General features: G+C 63.9%; 24 protein-coding genes. 7 read left to right on the top strand and 17 right to left on the bottom strand.

Annotated features, from left to right (window positions below; all coding sequences use genetic code 11):
• Positions 1-206: 206 nt before the first annotated feature.
• Complete coding sequence (locus tag IB275_RS14330; RefSeq protein WP_192296324.1) at positions 207-530, bottom strand: winged helix-turn-helix transcriptional regulator; 324 nt, start codon at positions 528-530, stop codon at positions 207-209.
• 109 nt (positions 531-639) lie between these two features.
• Between IB275_RS14330 and gstA the strand changes: the two genes are divergently transcribed.
• On the top strand, positions 640-1248 hold the full coding sequence (gene gstA / locus IB275_RS14325; RefSeq protein ID WP_192296323.1) for a glutathione transferase GstA: 609 nt from the start codon (positions 640-642) through the stop codon (positions 1246-1248).
• A gap of 251 nt (positions 1249-1499) precedes the next feature.
• On the top strand, positions 1500-1904 hold the full coding sequence (locus IB275_RS14320; protein WP_192296322.1) for a hypothetical protein: 405 nt from the start codon (positions 1500-1502) through the stop codon (positions 1902-1904).
• Between the two features lie 67 nt (positions 1905-1971).
• On the opposite strand, the gene IB275_RS14315 is transcribed toward IB275_RS14320, so the two are convergent.
• From IB275_RS14315 to IB275_RS14305, 3 genes are all read right to left on the bottom strand, one after another.
• Positions 1972-2388 (bottom strand): SRPBCC family protein, encoded by a 417-nt coding sequence (locus IB275_RS14315; RefSeq protein WP_192296321.1) that lies wholly within the window; start codon positions 2386-2388, stop codon positions 1972-1974.
• An 81-nt stretch (positions 2389-2469) separates the two neighbouring features.
• The gene (locus IB275_RS14310; RefSeq protein WP_192296320.1) at positions 2470-3480 is read right to left on the bottom strand and encodes an aldo/keto reductase; all 1011 of its coding nucleotides are present in this window, start codon (positions 3478-3480) and stop codon (positions 2470-2472) included.
• 139 nt (positions 3481-3619) lie between these two features.
• Positions 3620-4516, bottom strand: coding sequence for a LysR substrate-binding domain-containing protein (locus tag IB275_RS14305; RefSeq protein ID WP_192296319.1), 897 nt, complete (start codon positions 4514-4516; stop codon positions 3620-3622).
• 125 nt (positions 4517-4641) lie between these two features.
• Between IB275_RS14305 and IB275_RS14300 the strand changes: the two genes are divergently transcribed.
• Complete coding sequence (locus IB275_RS14300) at positions 4642-5433, top strand: SDR family NAD(P)-dependent oxidoreductase (RefSeq protein ID WP_192296318.1); 792 nt, start codon at positions 4642-4644, stop codon at positions 5431-5433.
• Positions 5434-5523: 90 nt separating this feature from the next.
• Here the strand turns inward: IB275_RS14300 and IB275_RS14295 are convergent, their stop codons facing one another.
• The 9 genes from IB275_RS14295 to IB275_RS14255 all read right to left on the bottom strand — a co-directional run bounded on the left by IB275_RS14295 (position 5524) and on the right by IB275_RS14255 (position 15697).
• On the bottom strand, positions 5524-6483 hold the full coding sequence (locus tag IB275_RS14295; protein ID WP_225607900.1) for a hypothetical protein: 960 nt from the start codon (positions 6481-6483) through the stop codon (positions 5524-5526).
• Entirely contained in the window at positions 6474-6881 is a 408-nt protein-coding gene (locus IB275_RS14290) for a hypothetical protein (RefSeq protein WP_192296317.1), read from the bottom strand. The genes IB275_RS14295 and IB275_RS14290 overlap by 10 nt, the downstream gene beginning before the upstream one ends.
• A 2-nt stretch (positions 6882-6883) precedes the next feature.
• Positions 6884-7573 carry a hypothetical protein gene (locus tag IB275_RS14285; protein ID WP_225607899.1) on the bottom strand — a complete coding sequence of 230 codons (690 nt, stop codon included), beginning with the start codon at positions 7571-7573 and terminating at the stop codon, positions 6884-6886.
• On the bottom strand, positions 7566-8852 hold the full coding sequence (locus IB275_RS14280; protein ID WP_192296316.1) for an SEL1-like repeat protein: 1287 nt from the start codon (positions 8850-8852) through the stop codon (positions 7566-7568). The genes IB275_RS14285 and IB275_RS14280 overlap by 8 nt, the downstream gene beginning before the upstream one ends.
• Entirely contained in the window at positions 8852-10711 is a 1860-nt protein-coding gene (locus IB275_RS14275) for a phospholipase D-like domain-containing protein (RefSeq protein WP_192296315.1), read from the bottom strand. The genes IB275_RS14280 and IB275_RS14275 overlap by 1 nt, the downstream gene beginning before the upstream one ends.
• Entirely contained in the window at positions 10708-13413 is a 2706-nt protein-coding gene (locus IB275_RS14270) for a type VI secretion system tip protein VgrG (RefSeq protein ID WP_494514432.1), read from the bottom strand. The genes IB275_RS14275 and IB275_RS14270 overlap by 4 nt, the downstream gene beginning before the upstream one ends.
• Positions 13414-13632: 219 nt before the next feature.
• Positions 13633-14742 (bottom strand): alkene reductase, encoded by a 1110-nt coding sequence (locus IB275_RS14265; protein ID WP_192295670.1) that lies wholly within the window; start codon positions 14740-14742, stop codon positions 13633-13635.
• Positions 14743-14942: 200 nt separating this feature from the next.
• Entirely contained in the window at positions 14943-15254 is a 312-nt protein-coding gene (locus tag IB275_RS14260) for a DUF2388 domain-containing protein (protein WP_192295669.1), read from the bottom strand.
• Positions 15248-15697: a GNAT family N-acetyltransferase gene (locus tag IB275_RS14255; RefSeq protein WP_192295668.1), complete on the bottom strand. Its 450-nt coding sequence runs from the start codon at positions 15695-15697 to the stop codon at positions 15248-15250. Before IB275_RS14255 ends, IB275_RS14260 begins: the two co-directional genes overlap by 7 nt.
• A gap of 353 nt (positions 15698-16050) precedes the next feature.
• Between IB275_RS14255 and IB275_RS14250 the strand changes: the two genes are divergently transcribed.
• Complete coding sequence (locus IB275_RS14250; protein WP_192210945.1) at positions 16051-16368, top strand: ElaB/YgaM/YqjD family protein; 318 nt, start codon at positions 16051-16053, stop codon at positions 16366-16368.
• A gap of 45 nt (positions 16369-16413) precedes the next feature.
• Here IB275_RS14250 and IB275_RS14245 read toward each other — a convergent pair whose 3' ends face one another.
• Complete coding sequence (locus IB275_RS14245; RefSeq protein WP_081520531.1) at positions 16414-16641, bottom strand: hypothetical protein; 228 nt, start codon at positions 16639-16641, stop codon at positions 16414-16416.
• Between the two features lie 412 nt (positions 16642-17053).
• Between IB275_RS14245 and IB275_RS14240 the strand changes: the two genes are divergently transcribed.
• The gene (locus IB275_RS14240) at positions 17054-17431 is read left to right on the top strand and encodes a DUF3509 domain-containing protein (protein ID WP_192295667.1); all 378 of its coding nucleotides are present in this window, start codon (positions 17054-17056) and stop codon (positions 17429-17431) included.
• A gap of 2 nt (positions 17432-17433) precedes the next feature.
• On the top strand, positions 17434-17586 hold the full coding sequence (locus tag IB275_RS14235) for a hypothetical protein (RefSeq protein ID WP_167523197.1): 153 nt from the start codon (positions 17434-17436) through the stop codon (positions 17584-17586).
• 171 nt (positions 17587-17757) lie between these two features.
• Here the strand turns inward: IB275_RS14235 and IB275_RS14230 are convergent, their stop codons facing one another.
• The 3 genes from IB275_RS14230 to IB275_RS14220 are packed head-to-tail and all read right to left on the bottom strand — an operon-like array spanning position 17758 to position 21842.
• Positions 17758-19368, bottom strand: a complete 1611-nt coding sequence (locus tag IB275_RS14230; RefSeq protein ID WP_192295666.1) for an arylsulfatase — start codon at positions 19366-19368, stop codon at positions 17758-17760.
• 48 nt (positions 19369-19416) lie between these two features.
• Complete coding sequence (locus tag IB275_RS14225) at positions 19417-20244, bottom strand: ABC transporter ATP-binding protein (protein WP_192295665.1); 828 nt, start codon at positions 20242-20244, stop codon at positions 19417-19419.
• Complete coding sequence (locus tag IB275_RS14220; RefSeq protein WP_225607870.1) at positions 20241-21842, bottom strand: ABC transporter permease; 1602 nt, start codon at positions 21840-21842, stop codon at positions 20241-20243. The genes IB275_RS14225 and IB275_RS14220 overlap by 4 nt, the downstream gene beginning before the upstream one ends.
• A gap of 257 nt (positions 21843-22099) precedes the next feature.
• On the opposite strand from IB275_RS14220, the gene IB275_RS14215 reads away from it, so the two are divergent.
• Entirely contained in the window at positions 22100-23161 is a 1062-nt protein-coding gene (locus IB275_RS14215) for an ABC transporter substrate-binding protein (protein WP_192295664.1), read from the top strand.
• Positions 23162-23634: the final 473 nt, after the last annotated feature.

Here is a 23634-nt window from a genome sequence, read left to right as displayed (position 1 = left end):
GCAGGGGCTGGCTGGACGGCAGGAAGAAAGCAGTGTTCGTGCCAGGGCTGGAAAAGGTGCAACCCGAAATTCGCAGGGAAACACCCTGTAGGAGCGAGCCATGCTTGCGATCGGCCGGCAGGGCCTGCGCTGGCAGCGGCACAACCGCCAGCGGTAGCGGCGAAACGCGCCTTCAGGGACGCTCCGTGGGGCCTGGAGCCCCCGACCTACAGCTCCGGACGGGCCTTGAGCCAGAGTCCGAAGGTCTTGATCACCTCGACCACCGGCCGCAGCCGGTCACCGTCATCGCTCAGGCAGTATTCCACGCGCGGCGGAACCTCGGGATACACGGTGCGAGTCACCAGCCCCGCCTTTTCCAGCGCACGCAGCTCGGCGGTCAGCACTCGCTGGGAAATCTCCGGCATGTCACGGCGCAACTCGTTGAAGCGCTTGCTGCCGTCGAGCAGGTACGACACCAGCAGCAGCCGCCAGCGACCACCGATCACCCGCATGGCTTCCTCGACCGAGCAGCCCGAAACGTTCTTCTTCATCTTTGCTTCCCGGTAACCTTTTTGTGCCCAGCGCACAAAAAAGTGCGTTCTTACGCGCCGCATCGGGGTCGGGAATACTGGCCGCCCATTTCCGACCAGAGTCCGCCCGATGAAGCTCTACTTCGCCCCTAACGCCTGCTCCCTCGCCCCGCACATCGTCCTGCGCGAGCTGGGCCTGCCATTCTCGCTGGTGCGCGTGAACAATCAGACCAAGCGCACCGCCGATGGAACCGACTTCTACCGGATCAACCCGAAAGGCTATGTCGCGGCGCTGGAACTGGAAGACGGCACGGTGCTGACCGAGGGCGCGGCGATTCTACAGTACCTCGCCGACCTGCAGCCCGAGGCTGGCCTGGCACCGGCCAACGGCAGCCTGGCGCGCACACAGTTGCAGGCCCAGCTGAACTTCATCGGCAGCGAATTGCATGCCGGAATGAGCCCGCTGTTCAGCAGCGAGATTCCGCACGACGTGAAGGCTGTGCTGCGCGGCAAGCTGGCGAAACGGCTGGACTACATGGAGCGCGTGCTGGACGAAACCGGTCATGCGTTTGGCGACCGGTTCACTGTCGCCGATGCCTATCTGTTCACTGTGCTGGGCTGGTCGGATCACCTGAAAGTCGATCTCTCCCCCTTCCCTGCGACCCGCCGTTTCCTCGAAGTGATCGGCGCACGGAAAACCGTCATCGAGGCGCTTCGGGCGGAGGCTGAATCCGCCTGACCACGCAATGAACCGAAGGCGCAGACCCCTTGCCATATTCGGCCCTTGCAGCCGCCCGGAAGTGGGCTCAGTTCCGCGCCGGTGCGCTTTCGTGCCTCTTCCGTCAGTCACTGCCGGCAGGGCTGGAGCGACACCAACCGCTCGGCGGAAATTCTCCCGATACTTCGTGAAAGCCGCGTGTTCCGTGGTCCATCACTCAACCCCGGCCGCCCGCAGGCCGGGCATCGTGCAATCAGCACAGGAGACCCTGGATGAGCGATGACCCCGAGAGTTTCGCCAATGCCTACCAGAGCGCCCTGGTGGAGGTGGCCCTGCCCGCCTTCGCCCGCGCCAGCGAGTTCGCCCGCCAGCATGGCCTGGAGTGCAGCGTGGAGTTGCTCGATGGCCGCCGTGACTTGCCGGAGTTGAGCCTGAAGGTCCGCCACTCCTGCTACGACGCCGAGTGCATCTGCCGTATCAGCGCCGACCCGCAGACCCAGCGCCTGTGCCACGAGAACCGCTGCGGCGAGACCGAAGCCGACGTACAGCAGGTGATCGGCTCGCTCGCCTCGCTCAACGAACTGGTGCTGGACACCCGGTTGCTGGAGTTCTTCCAGAGCTCCTTCGCCCTGCACCTGGAGTACGCCTCCAGCCGGCACGCCGGCGGCTTCTGGTAATCCGTCGAGCAAGAACGACGAAGCCCCTTGCCCGGATAACGGGCAAGGGGCTTTTTGCTGGACGCGATCAGCCTTCGAGCTTCTGCTTCAGCGCCGCCAGGCCATCGACATAGATGCCGGTGAACAGTGCGCTGGCGTCAGCGTCAGTGATGCCTTCGGGAGTGAAGCAGCCGAACCACTCAACGCGCACGCCTTCACCCTCAGCACCCTGCAGCACGCGCAGGGTCGACTGATAGTCGCGCACCGGCGCCGGGCCCTGGAGGATGGTGTAGCTGTAGCTGCGCTCGGCTTCGTTGAAGTCAAGCAAGCGCTCGATGATGGTTTCGCCAGCGACGCTCTTCAGGGTGCGCACACGGCCACCTTCGCTGAGCGCACTTTGCGGAATGAACGGCAGCCAGTCGGGCAGCGAGTCGAAGCCGCCGATGAGTTGCCAGACCTGGTCGATGTCGGCATTGAGGTCGATGAAAGCATTGGCCTTGGCCATGGTATTTCTCCCGGGACGCGTGCCCCATGATTCGATGACGGGTGGTGCTACGCCGGGCCATGGGGCCCGACGGCAAAAGGCTCAGACGGCCGGGACGGGCGCCACGGCGCTGATCAGGCCCTGGGCGCGCAGGTCGATCCAGAACGCAGCCGGGATGACGGCGCTGAGCGCGGCGTGGTCCTGGTTGGCGTGCAGCGGACGGGTCGAGCCGGGGATCGCCGCGACCACCGCCGGATGGGCCAGGGCGAACTGCAGCGCGGCAGCTTTCACGTCCACCCCATGATCGCGGGCCACGGCACGAATGCGCTCCAGCTTGGCGAGCACGGCCGGGCTGGCCTTCTGGTACTCGAAGTGCTCACCACCGGCGGTCACGCCGGAGCTGTACGGGCCGCCGACGACGATGCCCACGCCCTGCTCCACCGCCTGCGGCATGACGCGTTGCAGCGCGCGCTCATGGTCCAGCAGCGAGTAGCGGCCGGCGAGCAGGAAGCCGTCTGGGCGCGGCTCGTCCAGGTCCAGGGTCAGCTCGATGGGCTCGACTCGGTTCACGCCCAGGCCCCAGGCCTTGATCACGCCTTCTTCACGCAGACGGGTGAGCACGCGGAAGGCGCCGGTGCGGGCGATCTCGAACTGGGTCAGCCACTCATCGCCGTAGAAGTCCTGGGCGATGTCGTGGATCCAGACGATGTCCAGGCGGTCGGTGTCCAGGCGCTTCAGGCTGTCCTCGATGGAACGCAGGGTGGCGTCGGCGCTGTAGTCGTTGACGATGCGGTTGCGGTTGCCGTGCTCGAACAGCCCGCTCTTCTCGCCCAACTCGCGGGAGGCCGGGTCTTCCAGCTCATCGAGGATGATGCGACCGACCTTGCTGCTGAGCACGTATTCGTCACGCGGGCGCTTGGCCAGGGCGGCGCCCAGACGGGATTCGGACAGGCCGGCGCCGTAGAACGGAGCGGTGTCGAAATAGCGCACGCCATTGTTCCAGGCGGCATCGACGGTAGCCTGCACTTCCTCGGCGGGCACGTCGCGGAACATGTTGCCCAGCGGCGCGGTGCCGAAACCAAGGCGGGCGGGGATCAGGGACTTGAGACTCATGTGGGGGTTCTCCGGGTTGGGGGGGGTCGCTTGTGAACTCCAGTGGCGGCAAGCCTATGCCTGCCCAACCGAGACCGTCCAAGTCATAATTCGACAGACTTGAGACCTTAAATTGCATCAAGTCTCATCCACCTGATCGTCAGACACTGGCGCCCGCCAGCACCATTTCACGGAAGTCCGCCACGATCGGCCGCAGGTCGACGCGGTGCCAGGCCGCCCACAGGCCGGTGCTTTGCCCGAGCCAGGGCAGCTCCCGCAGCACCACGTTGGGGGTGCGCTCGCCACCGATGCTCTGCTGGATCAGCGCCAGCCCCAGGCCCGCCGAAACCAGGCCGATGGCACTCAGCGGCTCGGCGGCCTCCAGGCGGATCTGCGGGGTGAAACCGGCGGCTACACAACTGGCCAGGAAGCGCTCGCGGCGGTTCGGCTGCAGTTGGCCCTCCACCATGATCCAGTCCTGTTCGTGGAGGTCGGCCGGCTCGATCAGCGGCTTGTCCGCCAGCGGGTGATCCAGCGGCAAGGCAAGGTGCAGCGGATCATCGAACACCGGCGCGGCAAGCAGGTCCGGGTCGTCATCCGCCGGCGGCTCGCAGACCAGGGCGACATCCAGGCTGCGCTGGCGCAGGCCCTCGAACTGCTCCTGGGCCGAGAGGTTATAGAGCGCGATGTGGATACCCGGACGCTCCTCGCGCACATGGCGCAACGCCTCGGGCAGCACGCCGGCATGGATGGCATGGCTGACGTAGCCGATGCACAGCCCGCCGGTCTCACCCCGGCCCAGGCGACGGCCGAGGGACTCCAGGCGCTCGGCGTGCTTGAGCAGTGCCTTGGCCTCGTGCAGGAAGGTGCGCCCATCGGAGGTCAGGCGCAGGCGTTGCTGGCTGCGCTCGAACAGCTGCAGCCCGAGGCGCTCCTCCAGTTGGGCGATCTGCCGACTGAGCGGCGACTGGGAAATGTGCAGTGTTTCCGCCGCCTTGCCGACGTGCTCGACTTCGGCCACGGCGACGAAATATCGGAGTTGTCTGAGATCGAGCATAGACCCTCAAGGACTCAAGTATGTCGAATTAAGTTATGTACGATCTTACAGGCCGTTTCTAGCATGGCGGCATATCCAGACGATCACCGGCGCATTCCGCGCCCCCCTGGATGAGGATTGAACACATGCAGATCGATCTCGGCGGCAACACCGCCATCATCAGCGGCTCCACCGGGGGCATCGGCCTGGGCATCGCCCGCCAGTTGGCCGCGTCGGGCGCCGACGTCGTCATAGTCGGGCGCAATGCCGCCTCCGTGGACGATGCCGTAGCCGGCATCCGTGCCAGCAACGGCAAGGCCCGCGGCGTGGTTGCCGACCAGGGCAATGCCGCCGGTGCAGACGTGCTGTTCGCCGCCGAACCCCGCGCCGATATCCTGGTGAACAACCTGGGCATCTACAACGACGTCGATTTCTACGAAACCCAGGACCAGGAATGGCTGGACTTCTACGAGATCAACGTGCTCTCCGGCATACGCCTGGCCCGTCACTACACCCCCGGCATGGTGGAGCGCGGTTGGGGCCGGGTAATCTTCCTGTCCTCGGAATCGGGCGTGGCCATTCCCGCGCAGATGATCAACTACGGCGTCACCAAGGCCGCCAACCTCGCCGTCTCCCACGGCCTGGCCAAGCGCCTGGCGGGCACCGGCGTCACCGTCAACGCCATCCTCCCCGGCCCGACCTTCACCGAAGGCGTGGCCAACCTGGTGGCCGACGCCGTGCGCCACTCCGGCCGCAGCGCCCGCGAGGAAGCCGACGCCTTCGTCCGCCGAGAACGTCCCAGCTCGATCATCCAGCGCGTCGCCGAAGTCGATGAAGTAGCGGCCCTGGCGACCTATGTCGCTTCGCCCTACTCCTCCGCCACCACCGGCGCCGCGCTGCGGGTGGATGGAGGCGTGGTGGATAGCCTGGCGATCTGACTCGGCCTGCTCTTATCGACTTGAGGCTAAAAGGAAAAATCATTCGCCATTGCCGTTTACATGAAGGCGACAATGGCGAGATGGAAATGGCTAGACCTTCAGCCCCTGCGCACGCTCAAGGTCTACCAGCCGCGTGGTCGGCCCGTCAGGGTGCAGGCGCTCTTTCACCCATTGAGGCCACTGACCGCGAGAGCGGCGTTTGGCGACGGCATAGGTGAAATCCTGCAGCCAATGCATGGGATAGAAAATGATCTCGCCTGTCAAAGTCGCGATATCCATCCACTCGAAATAGCGATGATCCCGCCGGGCTTTCTGCTTTTCAGCGATGTTACGCAAGGTATTTTTATGCCAATCACGCGGACGTAACTGGCCGGCTCTGACCATTTCCTTAACGTAGACATCCGATTCGCTATGTTGGCCGTTTTCATCGAACCAGGGGCCATTGTCCATGTAGGCCTGCAGCCAAGCCCAGAAGCCGCACTGCATTTCCAAACTCTTGCCCATGGGCGGGGACAGGGAAATGAACAGCGCCTGTTCGGCATCGCCGAAGCGGCGCACCACGGTTTCCAGGGTGGCGTTGTTCATGCCACCGCTGTGCGGCCCCACGGTCATGAACTGGCAGGCCACGGCCTGCGCTTCGTCCCAGGGCATGTGGTACAGCTCGCCCTCATGGTCGTAATAGATTTCGCGGGTACGGCGGTTGAAGAGGATGGCTAAAGGAAGGGGTTGGCTGATTTCCCAGAGGAATGGAGGGAACAAGCAGATCGGAATAAGCGGCAAGGTATAGAACAATCCCTCCGGCTTACCTGCCAATAGCATCCAGGGAATCATCACCAGATTCAGCACAATGGCGATCCCGCCAAGCACACCTGTTGGCATTCCCCGATAAGTTTCTCCTCCCGCCTTGAGCGCCAGGTACTGTTCGGTATGTTCCTCAGTGACGAACATTTCCCAGGGCTGCTGCCCGGTCGGCTCGTTGGCCTTGAGGATCACACCCGGTGCATTGCCGTGGCGGGCCAAGGCCTGTTGCATCAGCGCATTCAGATCCATAGCCGCTCCTCCACATTGACTGGCGGCAGGACGAGGCCTGGTTGGGGGCTGTAGTGCAAAACGCCCTTGAGAGCAGCCAGGGTGCGGTCACCCTCCTTGTGGTAGACACGGCGATAGAGCGGCTTGTGGTGCTGCCAGTTGATGCCGCTGTTGATGACGGCATTGAAGTCGCTCAGGGTCCAGATAACAGGCCGCTCCAAGGTGAGTACGCCGGGCAGGTATTCCCAGCCTTCTACCCCGGAAAACTCCACTTGGGCATCGTCGGGCAGGAACTTGCCGCCGCCGTAAAGCAGCAGATAGACGGAGGAAATCGTTTCACCGCTGTAGGGGTGGATTTCGTTGAGGCTGGTGGCGGCGAATAACGCGTACCGCGTTATTCGCCCTACGGTGGATGGCATGGTCAGACGTCCAGCCCCTGCGCACGCTCCAGGTCTACCAGCCGTGTGGTGGGGCCGTCGGGGTGCAGGCGCTCTTTCACCAATTGAGGCCACTGACCGCGAGAGCGGCGTTTGGCGATGTCATAGGTGACATCTTCAATCTTGCGCATGGGATAAAAAATCACATGCCCACAGAACATCAAGAAATCGCTCCATTTTTCCTGAGTAGGACTCGCCTCCGTTCCGTTGAGAATGCGCCAGTAATAGCCCAGATAGTCCGAGCCGCGCATGCTGCCCGCTTTGATCATTGTTTTGACGTAGGCATCCAACTCGCTGCGTTGGCCGTTCTCATCGAACCAGGGGCCGTTGTCCATATAGGCCTGCAGCCAAGCCCAGAAGCCGCACTGCATTTCCAAACTCTTTCCCATGGGCGGAGATAAGGAGATGAACAAGGCCTGCTCCGCATCACCATAACGGCGCACCACGGTTTCCAGGGTGGCGTTGCTCATGCCACCGCTGTGCGGCCTCACGGTCATGAACTGGCAGGCCACGGCCTGCGGTGAGGGCTTAGGGAACTGCTCCTTGGCGCAGGTAAAGGCGAGGTTGACCCTGGTCTGGGAAAGCGAATCCAACGGCGCCGGACGCGCGGCGGGGTACCCACCGCAACCAGTCAGCGCCAGGCAAAACGCCCAGACCACAACCCCCTTATGCATCGCCGTAGAAACTCCATGCCACGGTTTCGTTAGTCAGGGTGGTTTTGTCCTTCAGCGGCCAGGGGCGGATGATGAAGCGCTTGACGTCCCAGGTGGGGAAGATGTCGCCCTGCTTGAACAGGCGGACGGTATCGGTCTTGACGATGCTGCGCTCCGCGGACCAGAGCACGCGCCAGTAGCCGGCGCGTGGGCACGGCTGGCCGCTGTGGCAGATATGGAAATCGGTGGCGCGGATAAACGCCTGGGAACCGGGTAGCGGCTTGCCAGTAGCGGGGTCCAGGCCCTTGGCCTTGGCCAACTGCTCAATCAGCGCTTCGCTGGGTTTGGGCGGCGGGATATTGGCTTCGCGTTCCTCCAGCCATTTGAGCTTCCCATCCCATGGCGGAAGCTTGGCCGGCGGCAGAGGAACAATCTCGTTGATCTCGGGGATCTTGGGAAAAGCGTAGGAGTAACTGCCAAGAACCTCACCAATTTTCTTATAACGGCCTGCGCGCTCCAAATCCTTATTCTGTCCCAAATAATAAAACTGATCATCTGAATTCTGACGACGAAATCCTTCATCTAGAAATGAAGCTGCGCCCTCATCACCAGCAGCCACACCCATCTGAAATGCGGCAAGAGCCTCCGAATATTTTCCCTCCTCTTGAAAATACACACCAAGTAAAGCAGCAGCCTCTCCGTTACCCTGCTTAGCCGCACAGCTACGCATCTGAAAAGCAATGTCGGGAGCCATACGCTTTGGCGCTAACTTATTAGCAATGTAAACCTGAGCCTCTGCGCTACCTTCGTCAGCAGCTTTACGGTAATACCGCAACGCCATCTCTGGGTCCTTTTTTAATCCTGCCGCACCGCGCTGCAGGAATAATCCGACAAAGAAATACCCACTAGCCACCTGCGCATCAATTAATTGCTGGCTCATACGCAGATGCTCATCGCCGTTTAACTGGTAATGACTGCGCAGCGCACCGTTCTGCAAGTTGACATTCGCCTTGCTGTGACCGTTTTCCGAGGCAATGCGGTAGATCCGTTCAATCTGTGTATTGACGGTTCTGCTCTGTTTTAGCTGGTTGCTCTTTTCCAGCCAACGGGCATATTGGTAGAGAACATCGCTATCCGCTGATGGCTCAGGAAACTGTTCATATTTGCAACTGAAAGCCAGATTGGCCTTGATGTTCGATAGCGAGTCCATAGCGCTCCCTTTATTCGTCGGGGCCACAGCATTGATAGTTCCGCTACACGCGGCCAGCAGCAGGCTGGTTAGCAGCAGTATCCGACGCATCAGTCTTTATTACTCAAAATAGGTTCGTCGTAACGAAATTCGATCAGAGAGGCCCAAGGCTCCCCTTCATCCTCCTGACGCTTTCTATTTTTTCGGATAACGTTCTGCCAAGTCTTGAATGCTTCCGCAGCAATATCCTGCGCCGCTCTTTTATCTGTATGTAGATTCCATAACTCCCGTCGCATCCGTTTACTCACCTCATACCGCTCATGGGCAATATTCAATTCACTGTCCACCTGCATGCTGCGGGTATTGATATTGGCCGAGCCGTGGGTGGTGAAGACGTCGTTGACGATCATCAGCTTGGAGTGGATGTACACCGGCATCCAGGGTTTGCCCGGCGGAGAGTCCGGGGCCACCAGGGAGCAGACATGGATTTTCAGGCCGGGGCGTTCTTCGAAACCGTAAGGTCTGGCCGCATCCTCGCCGGGTAACGGATCGTCGTCGGTGATGGTGGGTTCAAGCGGCGTCTGTGCGTCCGAATCAGCCTTTCGCGGTTTGGCTCGCTCATCCACTACGGGCTCACCCCGCATCAGCTTGGTGACCTTGGGAATGGTGTCGGCCCGGCCCAGGGCGTCGAGCATGCGCTGGGTATTGACGGTGCCAGGGCCGATGCCCTCTTCGTTGGCGTTGGTGACGACGAACAGGTGCAGGGCGCCATGCTTGCCGGGGTCGCGTCCATCGGCTGTCTGCCGCGCGGCCGTCTGGAGGATGGCGTCGGCCAATGGCGGGCAGCGGAAGTACTGGTTTTCGATGTAGATGTACTCGGTGGCGTTGTTGATCGCCCGCAGGTAGAGGCGCTCTATGTCACGCTTGTTTTCCTGGGCCTGGGTTCGCAGAAGCTGCGCCATGACCAGATCGCTGCCTTCTTCGCAGCGGTCGAAGGAAAGCTGCTCTGCAACCTGCATTGCCTGCCGCGCTTCGATCAGGTCCTCGCCGGTTTCCTTTTCCCAGGCGGTGGCGAAGTTGTGATGCAGGTGTTCCAGTATCGGGCCGCGCACCTTGCTGGAAATATCCTGGCGGGGCCATTTGCCGCGCGGCCCCTCGTTTGGCCCGTAGGGCTTGCCGTCGGGGTCCTTGGGGTCGACAGGGCTCTTGAGGTCGCCACTGGGGCGCCGCTTGGAGGAGTGCGCACTGGTGTCCCAGTAGGCATCGAGCATGTTGTGGCCCATGACGAAGCCGACGGCCTTATCGGGCAGTTCGTAGTCGACCAGTACGGTTTTCTGGTGGTGAGTGGGCGCCGCGAAGTAAGAGAAAAGTGTCGAGGTGCTGATGCCGGGGTCTAGCGCCTGATTGGCCGCGCGCCAGGCAATCTCCACCCGGTCGGCGAAGCCGAAGCCACGGCTGACGAAGACCGGGAGCCCTTTACCTACCCGGTCCTTGGCGGTCCAGCCGGAGGCCGAACATTCGGCGAACCATTCACGGTCCTTGGCATACTGAACTTCCGTTGCTGTCTGTCCTTCACGATCCCAGAGGTGCGGCCCCTTGCCCGGCAGGTTGGCTTCTCCCGCGAAGCCGGCCGCGTTGAAAGGTGCCTCCCAGCCCAGCACGCGCACCTGCATGTCCTTCTCCGCCGCCTTTTGCTTGAGCAGGTCGCCAATCGACGGGCTCTTGCCGTCGCGGATGAAGTACATGGACGGCTGGAAACCCCAGCAGATGATGTCGATGGACCTCTCGGCCTTGGCGATAGCCTCGTGGACAGCCCTGAAGGCTTCTTCGCCATTGATCAGGTATTGATAGAGCGCGGGTACCGGATGGTATTCGGTGCGGCGCATGAACCAAGGTGAAATGCAGGTGGCTTCGTTGCTGTGTTGGAGAGCCACCGGGACAGTGATTTCAAGTTCTTCGCATTGACTCATGGCTGTTCTCCTTCGCGGCCGGCCAACAGGTTCAGCAACCGTGCATACAGTCCTCTATCGTCCACATGCTTGATGGGCTGCTTCACGCGCGGGTCAGTTTCGGAGGGGTGGTTCTGCAGGCCACGGTTGGCAAGTTCGCCGCTCGCGGCATTGCGGTAGTCGGTGGGGACAGGAATCTGATAGCTCACGCCACTGCTGGTCTCGAGCCGATAGTTCCGGGTGACGACCTGATGATCGAGCGCTATATGGCCTGTCTCATCCAGAACGCCTTCCTGCAGCAACGCACCATCGGCATAGAGCTTGTAGGGCATGCCGGCCCACGCCAGCTGGGGCGCATTGGGCGTTTGGGGAATGTTGATGCGCAGGCGCTCCACGGACTGGAGCTTCGGATACTCAGGATGGGTCGCCGACATGCTGGCGGGACCGCGCAGGGAAAAGTGCGCGGCCTTGATATTGAAGTCGCCGCGGGAGCCCAATTCGATGCGGTAAGGGTCGAGGGTGATGTAGCTGCCGCCTGCGTTGAGGGTGATTTTCTTCTTCGCGACGATATGCACCTCATCCTCGGTGCTGGTGATTTCCAGGCCGTGGCGGGCGAGCAGTTCCAGCTTGTCGTTCTGCGCCTGGATGATGACCGGGCCCTGGTTGGCGAAGAGCTTCATGCCCATCTTCCTGGCGAACAGGCCGATGCCTTCGCCGACTGCTGCGGTGAAGCGCTTGGCGACGCTGATATCCATGTTGGCGCCAGCGGTGGCGATCAGGTTTTTCCCAGCGGCCAGCTGGAGGTGTCCGCCACTGGTGGCAGCGATACCGTCAGGCGCCGAGGCGAGGATGCCGGGTTCGCGGAGCAGTTCCAGAGCGGCCTTGAGCTGCTCGGGGGCGTACTGGTCGGGCTCGTGTGTCACGGCCAGCGCGGCATCACGGGCCATGGCGCGGATCTGCTCCAGGGCTTGCTCCAGCTCACGAACGGCGGCCTGCATATCCAGCGTTTGGCCCTGTGCGCCGGGCTGGGCGTCGGCGCTGATGAACACACCCTTGCCGGCCCGTACTGCGCCCCAGCCATCGGTGCGTAGCTCGAAGCCTTCGCCGCGCTGCTGCCGTTGTGCATCTACCAGATGGCCAAGATTCAACTGGCTCTTGCCGCTGTACTCCGTGGACAGCTTGATGTGCTCTTTCCCACGTGAGTCGTCCAAGCGCAGCTTGTTGTTGGCCGGTGTGCGCAGGACGTTGCGCTTGTAGTTTTTCAGGGTGACGTGGTCGGGATGCCGCGAGTCGTGCATGGCGTAGGCGATGTAGGGCCGGTCCGGGTCGCCGTTTTCGAAGGCGATCCGTACTTCGGTGCCTTGTATCAAAGGCAGGTGCAGCCCATACGTGTCGCCGCAGTAGGGGCGGGCCAGGCGCAGCCACATTGACTCGCGGCCTGCGGGCCAAGTGTCGCGGTCGAAGACGAAATGGCACTTGTAGCGGCCTTCCATGTCGATGTGGCCGTACAGGTCATTCGGCTCGGGGCTCGTGACGCGCGCCGGGAGGGTACCGGCGATCACCGGCTTGGCCGGCACTTCCGGGCGGAAGCAGACCTGTTCGTCGTAGGGGATGGCTTCGAACTGCACCTCAAAGCTGCGGTCGCGAGCAGCGCGGCACTGCAGGTCGACAATCACCGCGCCCGCCGCGAAGCGCTTATCCGCGCCGTCGAGCTTCACTATCTGGCCGGGAAGGAGCACGGGGCTGCTGGTGAAACCGGTCAGGCGCGTGCGCTGGTTGAGGTAGCGTTCGTGGGCGAGGCGCGCGTAGAAGTAGCCGCTTTCGCTTTCCAGGTCTTCGTCCTGGGCGTAGGCGTCGCCGAGTTTCCGGTGTGGCTCGTCGTAGTGGTAAGCCTCGCCGTAGGTGGTTTTTGGCGATCTGAGCAGGTCGACCTTGGCGTCCAGCTCAGCACCGGCGTCGCGGTAGTAGTAGGCGCGATTGCTGACGCTCTGCACGACCCCTTCATGGTTGTCCTGCAGGTTCCAGACGGCATCCTGTCCGCTGGACTCCAGTGACGACAGCGGGCGCAGCGGTAAGGGTGGCGCGGGCAGGTACTGACGCTGGTCGTCGTGGAATTCCAGTACCTCGATGCGCAGGCGCTCATCCATGCTGAAGCGGTACCAGATGCCCACCTCGGCCGTGAGGCGCTGGATGAACGCCAGATCATCCTCGCCGTACTGCATCACCTGTTCGCGTTGCGGATATTCACGGGTCAGTTCGAAGAGGAAATCCTGCCCTTCGAACTCATTGCGCCGCAGTACCTGCTCGACGATCTGCGGCACGCTCTGGTTCTGGTAAATGCGGTACTGGCGAGCGAGGCCCAGCAGCTTCAGACGGGGGACGAAAGTCACCTTGTAGCGGGATTCGTCCCGTGACATGGCCAGCAGGGAAAAGCGGCTGATCGTGCCGTACAGCGTACGCAGGGGCGGCGCGAGCGGCGGCGTGTAGCCGGGAATGCCTAACTGCTCGGGCGGCGCGCGCAGGCTGAAGCTGGCGTCCTTGCAGAGGAACGAGTCGGCGGGGAGGTCGAGATCGGTGCTGGTGAATTCGATGCGGTAGGCGAAGGGCTGGCTGAGCGCTTCGTCTCCCGTGAAGGCCAGGACATCGAGCGGCGCGGTGACGTCCCTGATACTAAGCGTATGACGACTGTGATCGAAGAAGCGGTGGGCGGCATCGATGAGCATGGCGGGCGTCCGTTCCGGGGAGAACGTCGATCCCACCAGTTAGGCTGCGGCCTTGTCAGTCAGCCCCGTCCGTAAAGTCCGTGTGAACTTGCGCCAAACCACCGACTACCATGCAGGTCAGGTGGATGTACTCGCTGGTGCCGCATCTAGCGATGCAGCACCAGCGAGTGTCTGTGAGGACACATCCTCGGACTCCTGTCTTTAAGGCAGCAATGCAGTTCAGGCACTCAAGCGCGGGTAATCGGTGAGGCCGTGGGCGCCGCCGCCGAACAGGGTTTCGCGCTGGTGCGTGTTGAGCGGTGTGCCCAGGCGCAGGCGTTCGGGCAGGTCCGGGTTGGCAACGAAGGGCCGACCGAAGGCGATCAGGTCCGCCCAGCCTTCATTCAGCGCGGCGGTCGCACGCTCGGCGGTGTATTTGCCGGCATAGATCAGCGCGCCGGGGAACACTTCGCGCAAGCGGCGCTTGAACTCCAGCGGCATGTGCGGGGCGTCGTCCCAGTCGGCTTCGGCGATGTGGATGTAGCCCACGCCGATCTCGCCCAGCAGGCGAGCGGCGGCCAGGTAGGTAGTTTCCGGGTCGGCATCGGAACAGCCGTTCAGGGTGGTCAGCGGCGCCAGGCGGATGCCGACGCGGCTCTTGTCGCCGGTGCCTTCCACCAGCGCCCTGGCCACTTCCGCGAGGAAGCGCAGGCGGTTCTCCAGCGAGCCGCCGTACTGGTCCGTGCGGTCGTTGGCGTTGGAGTCGATGAACTGGTTGACCAGGTAGCCATTGGCGGCGTGCAACTCGACACCGTCGAAACCGGCGGCCATGGCGTTGCGCGCGGCCTGGCGGTACTCATCGACGATGACCTGGATTTCCTCCACCTTCAGCGCACGGGGTTTCGAGGCCTGGACGAAGCCGGGAGTCCCGTCGTTTTCGGCGATGAAGACATTGACGCCCTCAGCCTGCATCGCCGAGGAAGACACCGGCGACTGACCGTCGAGCAGGCTGATGTGACTGAGCCGGCCGACGTGCCAGAGCTGGGCGAAGATGCGCCCGCCGGCGGCATGCACCGCCTGGGTGACCTTGCGCCAGCCGGCGACCTGGGCCGGGGTGTGGATGCCCGGAGTCCAGGCGTAGCCCTTGCCCAGCGGAGAAATCCAGGTGCCCTCGCTGACGATCAGGCCGGCGCCGGCGCGCTGGGCGTAGTACTCGGCCATCAGCTCGTTGGGCACATCGCCCGGCTGGCTGGCGCGGGAGCGGGTCATCGGCGGCATGACGATGCGGTTGGGCAGTTCGAGCCCACCCAGGGAATAGGACTGGAACAGCGGGGATGCGTTAGTGGTCATGGCGGGACTCCTTCAGCGGCAAGAGGCGCGATCGGGAAGTCCGTGGGAGCCTTGGTGCAGCGCCGCGAACCACTCGATCGTTCGAATGGAAAGCAGTCTGCGGGCTTTGCCGACGGGGATTAAGACGCCGTTTCGGCAAAATCAATTGATTCCGGCTCACGAATGCAAGCCGAATTGCCTATCTGGAAGCGGAGAATCCTTCAGCCCTGGCTGGCAATGGCCTGGGCTACCTGCTGGTCACTCAAGGGCGATTGCGGGTGCTCGCTGCGGTACAGGCGCAAGGCTTGTTCGAGCTGGGCGCCATGAATCTGCCCGGCCGAAGCGACGTACGCCAGTGCATCGTCGCGAGCCTGCTGATAGGCACGTGGCGCCTGGCTGCTGGACTCGCTGACAGCGGCCGTGCCCAGGCTGGTGCCGACGGTGAAGTGATCCGAGGAGTTGCCCTTGCCATCCATGGCAGCGGCGGGGCCGGCAATGGCGAGCAGCAGAACAGCAGCGGTTTTCTTCAGCATCCGCAGACCGCCGGACGCGCGCTCCAGCCCATGCGCATCTCGGGATGTCCGGTGTGTTCGTCCTTGCGTTCCTCCAGCACCTCGAAACCGTGCCGCTGGTAGAACGCCACGGCGCCGGCATTCGCCGAATAGACCGCCAGCTCCAGCATCGGCAGGTGAATCTTGGCGTCGCTCAGCAGGTGCGAACCCAGCCCTTGGCCCTGGCACTCGGGGGCAACGAACAGTGCGGCCAGCGCGCCGTCGTGCAGGCTGTAGAAGCCAATCACGCAGCCGTCGCTCTCGACGACGCGTGACGCGGCAGCAGGCAGGTAGACGTCGCGCATGTCCTGCAGGCGCTGCTGCCAGAAATCGGTATCGATGAAGTTGTGGGCCTGCTGCGAAGCGCGCAGCCAGATATCCAGCACCCGGTCCATGTCGTCATCGCGAAAGTCACGGATCTGCATCGGAGTCGTCTCCCGGTCTTTTTAAGTGCTCATGGCGTGGCGGGCGGCATCCTCGCACAAGCGATCACCCTGCGCTCCCCCGCGCACTGCCACCAATCGTCGCACCTGCGCAGCCTCCAACAATGGCAAAAAAGAGCCGGCGAGCGACCCTTGCACTCAAGCACGCCCGAGGCGAACCGTCAGGTTCCGCTCATCCGAATCAGTGAACGACCGGCGGTCTCGGGGCTCTCTCGAATGGGTCTGGCAAATCCGCTAATGCGCGCGGCAGCGCGTGCCGACGCCCGTTGCGGATAGAAGCCCGAGGGCGCAACCGACCCGCGAATTCCAACCCGAAGCAATCAAGGAGACACTCAATGGGCAGCTATCGATGGTTCCCCTCTACCCGCAACAGTGGCGTGCAGGAGTTGCAATCCCTGGTGAACGACCTGGAATCCCTGCTGGCCAGCAGTCGGGACCTGACGGCAGAACAACTGCCGGCGTTCAAGACGAGGCTGCGGGACCTGGTGGATGACAGCCGCGAAACCAGCGAGCACCTGATTCAGCGCAGCCGCCGGGCCATTCGCGCGGGCGGCGAGTATGCCGGTGAACACCCCTGGCAGACCGTTGCAGTGCTGGCCACGGCCGCGGGCCTGCTGGCGGCGGCCTGTGCCCTGAGCCGTCATCAGCACTGACGCACAGAAGGTGAGCGGCAGCAGCGTTGCCGCTCACCGCGCGCGCTAGTCGATGAAGCTGTCGATCAGCTCCAGGCCAAGACTGCGCACCCGCCCTGCGCTGCTCAGTTCGTCACCGTGGATACCGACCACGGTGGTACAGGGCATGTCAGCCAGCTGGCTGCTGAGTCGGATTGAATAGCGACCACCCTCCTCCCGGTAGCAGGAGAAATTGAACAGCGGATAGGCTTCGTGGAGCACCGCTTCCACGTCCAGGCGTCGGAACTGCGTCATGGCCACCTCCTCTCCCTGGCTCAACCCTGCCCGCTCGGCTGCCGGAGGGAAATACTGGCGATTGGCCCTGGTGCCGGGACTCGCCGGCATCAGCAAGCGGATCGCCCGCACTGGCAGGCGCCGCTGATATCAAGGCTACCCCGGGGTTGTGCGAGTTTCGGACGGAAGGCCTGCCAGGGGGCAACCATGGCGACCAGAAAGGCGGCAAAGCTACTGGCCGTGCATTATCCAGCCTCTTGCCGGTGCAACCTTGCATCCTGCAAGTGACCAAAGGCCAGCATCTCCTCACGATCTCCAGCAATAACAGCCTGTTAAGCGGCTGAAACAGTCTTTCCCGGCCTGGCACGGCTGATGCGAGGTTTCAGGCTCAAGCCAACGCTCTGGCTTCTGCCAACCACCGGGAGGGATCGACATGTCCAGTTGCCGCGACACTGCCATCGAGCACCTGAGCCACCTGTTCAGCGACTACCGGCCACAGTTCACCACCAGGCCAGACGGCACACTGCTGATCAGCCTGCGCAATACCGCGGGCAAGCGCCTGATCTCCCGTGTCATCCAGCACGAGGAGCAGACCAGCGCCGTGTTGCTGAACAACCTCGTGGAACGCATCCGGCGAGACCTGATGACCGTCGAAGGTCCGCTGGAGGAGGACAACGTCGACTGGTTTCTCAAGCGCATCGAACTGCAGACCTTCGTTCCGGTGAATCCGACCCACCGGCCGCGCAAGGTGGTGGTGGCGGGCGCACGGTTGCGCGCCCTGGCCGGCAAGCAGACCCGGCAAGCGAGGTGAGCATGAAAACACCCGTGGATACCCCTGACCCCGATCCCAGAGTGACCCGCGAAGAGTCGCTGGAAGAACTGGTGGACATCGAGCCCGAGGACAGCCGGCAGGAGCCCCATCTGTCCGCCGCCCACCAGGACGGCCTCAAGGACGGGCCCACATAAGCCGATAAGACAGAAGGCCAGCGCAGCCAAACCAATGGGAAGTGCATTCCGGTGGCCGCCGTCAGTCCGAGCAGTCGGGCGGCCACCGGTTCTCTCCCCCGCGCGGGACTGTCCTTCCTTCCCGCACGGGCACGCATGAGCGAGGGAGCAGACAGGCTCCGGCGCTGGCGATCAGCGCGCCAGGAACGGTGGCGGCGCGTCGATCACGCCGGTCTCGTTGACGTATTGCTTGTAGTGCTCGATGAGCGCTGCCAGCTTCGCCGGCTCGCTCTTGGCCAGGTCCCTCGTCTCGCCGGGATCGCTGGCCAGATCGTAGAGCTGCCAGGTGGCCGGGCCGACCGGCGCGGGCAGGTACACCGCCTTCCAGTCACCCTGGCGGATGGCGCGCATGCCGAACAGTTCCCAGCCGGTAACGGTCTTCTCGTCGTGGGCCTGCTCGGTCTCGCCGGACAGCCAGCCCAGCCACGACTTGCCACGCACCTCGGCCACTTCGCGGCCATGCCACTGCTTGCCCGGATGGCGCACGCCGGCCAGGTCGAGAATGGTCGGGGTGATGTCCATCACCGTGGAGAAGCCGTGGCTGATCTCACCCTGGCGCTGCAACGCCGGGTAACGCACCAGCGCCGGCACGCGGATGCCGCCCTGGGTAGTGAAGGCCTTGTACAGCCGCGACGGCGCGGTGGCCGCCTGGGCCCAGCGCGGGCCGTACCAGATGTAGGAGTTGGCGCGGCCGATGTTCTCCAGGCTGTTGTCGTAGTGCTGGTCGAGGAAGCTCAGCAGATCAGGGCCGAAGCGCGGGAAGGCTTCCAGCAGCGCGCCCTCGGCGCCGTTGTCGGACATGAACAGGACGAAGGTGTTGTCCAGCTCGCCCTGCTGGCGCAGGTACTCGACGACACGCCCGACGTTCCAGTCCAGGCGCTCGACCATCGCCGCGTAGACCTCCATGGCCCGCGCCGATTTCGCCTTTTCCTCGTCGGTGAGGCGCCCCCACTCCTTGCTTATTGCCAAAACCGGATGCGCGTTCACGTCGGCTTCGATCAGGCCCAGCTGCTTGAGCCGCTCCAGCCGTTCCAGGCGTAGCGCCTCGGGGCCGGCATCGTAGCGGCCCTGATACTTGTCGACCACCTCCCTGGGCGCCTGCAACGGCCAGTGCGGCGCGGAGAACGGCAGGTAGGCGAAGAACGGCCGGCTCTGGTCGCGCTCCTTGAGGTAGTCGATCAGCTTGTCGCCGAAGGCGTCGGAGGAATAGAAGTCCGCCGGCAGTTCCTCGATGAACTGGTCGTCCTCCACGTACAGCGCTGGCGTGCCCTTGAGGATGCGTGGCGTGGTTTCATCGTAGGGCGGCTCGAAACCATAGTGATTGGCGGCACCCGGCAGCAGCGAGAACGAGCGCTCGAAGCCGCGCGCGTGGGGCGCCTGCTCCAGTTTCAGGCCCAGGTGCCATTTGCCGGCCATCAACGTCTGGTAGCCGGCCTCGCGCAGCAGCTCCGGCAGCGCCACCACGCGGTCGTTCAGGTAGCCCTCGTAGCCGGGCTTGCCTTCCAGCTCCGGGGTCAGCGCCTCGGCCATGGTGCCGATGCCGGCGATGTGGTGGTCGGTGCCGGTAAGCAGCATCGAGCGCGTCGGCGAGCAGGTCGGCGCGGTGTGGAAGTCGGTCAGGCGCAGACCGTCGAGGGCCAGGGCGTCGAGGTGCGGCGTGGCGATCTCGCCACCGAAGGCGCCGAGGTCGGAGAAGCCGAGGTCGTCGGCGACGATGACGAGGAAGTTGGGGCGTTTGCTCATGGTCGGACTCGTTAGGTTGGGTGAGCCTGCAAGGGCGGGTTCTCTGGATCAGCAGGCAATGAACTCGAACGGCAGGTCTTGCACCCGCTTGAGCTGCGGCGCGACGTAGTCGCCCTCGCCAGTCAGCTCGTGCAGCAGCGCCTCGCGCTGGCGCAGGAAGTCGTAGCCACCGCGCTCGCGCGGATGCACCAGCGGCACCTGGACGATGCGCTTGATGCGCCCGGGGCGCGGCGCCATGACCACCACGCGGTCGGCGAGGAACAGCGCCTCTTCGACATCGTGGGTCACCAGCACGGTGGTAATGCGTTCGCGCTGGCGGATGCGCAGCAGCTCCTCCTGCAACTGCTGGCGGGTCAGCGCATCGAGCGCGCCGAACGGCTCGTCCAGCAGCAGGATGCGCGGGCTGGCCACCAGGCCGCGGGCGATCGCCACGCGCTGCGCCATGCCGCCGGACAGCTGATGCGGGTAGGCGCGGGCGAAGGCCGTCAGGCCGACCAGTTGCAGATAATCGGCGACCCTGGCGGCCTTGCCGGTCTCGCTCAGCGGTTCGTTGACCAGACCGAGGGCGACGTTCTGCTCCACGCTCAGCCAGGGGAACAGGCGGTGCTCCTGGAACACGATGCCGCGCTCGCCGCCAATACCGTCGATGAGCGTGCCGTCGATACGGATCTCGCCCTGGAACTCGCGGTCCAGTCCCACCAAGAGCCGCAGCAGCGTGGACTTGCCGCAACCGCTGGCGCCGACGATGGCGATGAATTCACCGTCGGCGATCTCCAGGTCGAAACGCTCGATGGCCTGAAGTTCGCGGCCATCCACGGGGAAACTCTTGGCGACCTGGCGAAAGCTCACCAGCGCCTGGGATGCGAAAGCGTTCATGCGTGTCTCCAGCGCGTCACCCGCGCTTCGATGCGCTGGCCGAGGGCGGCCAGCAAGGCTCCGGTGAGTCCGACCAGCAACATGCCGGCGCCGACCAGGTCCATGCGGAAGAGTTGTTGCGCGCCGATCATCAGGCTGCCGATGCCGCCGTCCGAAGGCATGAAGTACTCGGCACCAATGGTCCCGAGCCAGGCATAGATCAGCGCCAGACGCACCCCGGCGAACACTGAGGGCGCGGCCCCTGGCAGTACCAGCCGCCGCAACCGTTGCCAGGGCGAGAGGCGCAGCGCGATGGCCGCTTCGCTCAGTTGCGCCGGCAGGCTGGCGATGCCGCGCTGGGTGGCCAGCAACAGCGGGAAGAATGCAGCCAGGCCGACGAACACCACCTTGGCCAGCTCGCCCAAACCAAACCAGGCGGTGAGCAGTGGCACCCAGGCAAAGATCGCCACTTGCCGCAGCGCAGCGAAGGACGGGCCTAGCACCCGCTCCGCCGGGCGCCACAGGCCCAGTCCCAGGCCGAGCAGGAAACCCAGCGAGCCACCCAGCAGCAGGCCGGCGAGCGTGCGTTGCAGGCTGGCCAGCAACGCGGCGGTCAGGCTGCTATCCAGCAATCCCTGCCACAGCGCGACGGCTACCGACGCGGGGCTGGCGAGAATCGCCGGATCGACCCACTGCAGTGCGCTCGCCGCCTGCCAGATCGCCAGCAGCGCCAACGGCAGCAGCCAGGGTTGCAGGCGTTCCCAGCCCTGCCCCGCCGTACTTCTCCGGAACTCTCCTGCGGCCTGTTGCGGCCAGTGAACCAGACGCCGGTCCAGCGCCTGGATACCACGGTCCATGGCCGCGCCCACCAGGCCGATGACCAGGATGCAGACGAACACGATGTCGAGCATGAACAGCTGGCGCGCCTGCACCATCAGGTAGCCGACGCCTTCGCTGGAAGCCAGCAGTTCCACGGCCAGCAACGAGGTCCAGCCCTGCGCCAGCGCCAGGCGCACGCCGGTGAGGAAAGCCGGCAGCGCCGCCGGCAGGATCAGCCGCCACAGCAACAATCGGCGCGGCAGGCGCAGCACGGCTGCGGCCTCGCGCAGACGCGGCTGGGCATCACGCACGCCGACCAGGGTGTGCAGCGTCACCGGCACGATGATCGCCTTGACCAGCACCACCAGCTTGAGCAGCTCGCCGATACCGAAGAACAGCATGAACAACGGAATCCAGGCCAGGGTCGGAACCTGCGCCAGGGCACTGAAGGTGGGCAGCACCAGACGCTCGGCGCGGCGGCTGAAGCCGAGCCAGGCGCCCAGTGCCAGCCCGCTGAGGATGCCGGCCAGCAGGCCCCGGAGCAGACGTTTCAGGCTGATGCCCAGTTGCTCCCAGAGCTCGCCGGCGAGCAGCTCGCGGCCGGCCTGCAGCACCAGTTCGGGCGTGGGCAGGATCTGCGCGGACATCCAGTGACGGTGGCTGGAGGTCCACCAGAGCACGGCAATGGCCAGCGGCACCAGCCACGGCAGGATGGGGTCAAGCCCGCTCCAACCGACGGTGGAAGGCCTCAGGCGGGGGCTGGGAAAAGCAAGGCGATAGGGCTTCGTAATATTCTTCATTGGAATATAAATAGTTATATCAATTCATTTATGAGCTAACACAAGCCATTTAAGGGAAGGTCCCGGTGCTCATCCAATGCATTCGCCGAATATTTTTTATGCCCGCCGGGCATCTACCCGCGAAGCCTTGTCATCCCTCGCTTAGCTCGAACAGTTTCTAAAAAATGAATTTTTATTATTTTGTTGATGAACAGCCCCATGCCTTTAGTGCGCTCGCCGGAGCCACACGCGCTCCCCCACTGCAGGAGGCAGGCGCCATGAAGGCCCTCACCACTCAATTGCTGTCCCTCTTCGCTGCGCCGGTGCTGGCCGGCCTCCTCGGCGTCTACCCGCTGGCCACTCAGGCCGCCGCCCCGGTGAAGGAAATCCGCATCGCCGTGCCCGACGTCAGCGCCGGCCAGAACCACTCCGGCGGCGGCGTGGTGGACATCCTCTACACCCGCCAGTTACTGGAGAAGGAATTCGCCAAGGACGGCATCCAGGTCAAATGGAGCTTCTTCAAGGGCGCCGGCCCGGTGGTCAACGAGGCCTTCGCCAACGGCCAGGTGGACTTCGCCTACCTGGGTGACCTTGCGGCGATCATCGGCAAGTCCAGCGGCCTGGACAGCCGCGTACTGGCCGCCACCGCGCGCGGCGTGAACCATTACCTGGGCGTGCAGCCGGGCTCAGGGATCAAGACCCTGGCCGACCTCAAGGGCAAGCGCGTGGGCATCTTCCGCGGCACTGCCAGCCAGCTGTCGTTCGACAACGCCCTGGCCAGCGCCGGCCTTACCGAGAAGGACCTGAAGGTGATCAACCTCGACTTCAGCGCAGCGCTTGCGGCGTTGGCGGCCAGGCAGATAGACGCCACCTGGGGCCTGGCCGGCCTGTTCGCCCTGCGCGACAAGGGCCTGGCGGAAATCCCGCTGAACACCCGCGACCTCGGCGGCGCCGGCACCCTGCAGGCGCTGCTGGTGGGCAACGGCGAATTCGTCGACGCCCACCCGGACATCACCGAGCGGCTGCTCAAGGTGCAGCTGCAGGCCGTGCAATGGGCCAGTGCGGAGGCCAACCGCGATGCCTATATCGAACTGGTGTCGAAGCAGGCCAGCTATCCGGCGGTGATCTTCAAGAGCGAATACCAGGACCGGCCGCTGGTGGAAGTACTGTCGCCGAAGCTGGACGCCGATTTCCTCGGCCGCCTGGATGCGTCCATCACGGCCGCGAAGAGCTACGGCCTGATCCGCCGCGACTTCAAGGCCGCCGACTGGGCCAACCCCGCTCCACTGGAGGCAGCGAGCCGGCAGGTGGCTGGGCAGCCGGTGGCGGCGATCCAGTAGTCCGTAGCAACGGCGCCTACCGGCGCCGTTCGCGGGCATGGCCCGCTCCTACAGGAAAACGTCGGTGTTGGACGGTTCGCGAGCAAGCTTGCTCCTACTACCGCTCTTCGCTCTCTGAAGACTTCCAGCGACATGTCCGAGCACGCCGAACGCCCCGTTCAGGAGGCCTCGTTGAAGCGGAGTTTCAGGGGTTGAGCGACATGGATGTCGCGAGAGCTGCGATGGACCAGGGACGGCCCTTCGCAGCGTGCCCCTGAAACTCCGCTTCAACGAGGGAATTTTTCGCCTAAGCGAAAAACCGGATGTCCGGGGCAAGCCTTTTGGTTACTTTTCGGCGTTTGGAAAAGTGACTCGCCCGAGGGGGCGAAACAGGAAGTCCGGGCGCACGCCGAAGCGACGCAGAAATACCCAAGCCAACGCAGCAATACAGGACCAACATCGGAGCGGAGGAAGGCGCCGGCCATGCCGACGGA

The organism is Pseudomonas sp. PDM21 (genome assembly GCF_014852505.2).
Classification (GTDB): Bacteria; Pseudomonadota; Gammaproteobacteria; order Pseudomonadales; family Pseudomonadaceae; genus Pseudomonas.
The sequence above is the reverse complement of the archived record's forward strand: the minus strand, read 5'-3'. Positions and strand labels throughout refer to the sequence as shown.